Below are 410 nucleotides of genomic sequence, written 5' to 3'. Positions count from 1 at the left end.
TTGCCTGACTGCGGCTGCGCAGTGACCGTGCCGAGCTCGATGTAGCCAAAGCCCAGGGAGGCCCACGTCTTGGTCCCCACCCCGTCTTTGTCCATCCCGGCGGCAAGCCCGACCATACCGGGGAATTGGATGCCGGCAACGGTGGCCGGAGCTCGGTGTCGAGCACAGAGCGCGGCGATGGCGGCGCGCGCCGGCCGGCGCCGTCCTGCCCGGGCAACTGCGGCAAGGGTTTGCTCATGAATGCGCTCCGCGTCCCGACCGTACGCGCGGAAGAGCAGCGGCCGCAGGATGCTGCGATAGCCGAGATCAATGATCACGCCGCGGGCAGCTCAGGAGACATCGACGCTGCTCCAGGACTGCAGGGACCGGACCCCTACATTGCCGGCAATGATCGACTCGATGCCTTGGAC

Annotated in this window: 1 pseudogene; it reads right to left on the bottom strand. The window is 67.6% G+C overall.

The features are described from left to right. A pseudogene (locus FL344_RS38320) lies at positions 1 to 317 on the bottom strand (hypothetical protein); the annotation flags it as partial. Positions 318 to 410 lie beyond the last annotated feature (93 nt).

Source organism: Myxococcus sp. AB036A (assembly GCF_006547355.1).
Lineage (GTDB): Bacteria > Myxococcota > Myxococcia > Myxococcales > Myxococcaceae > Myxococcus > Myxococcus virescens.
Note: the sequence above shows the minus strand (reverse complement) of the source record. Positions and strands in the feature narration are given on the sequence as shown.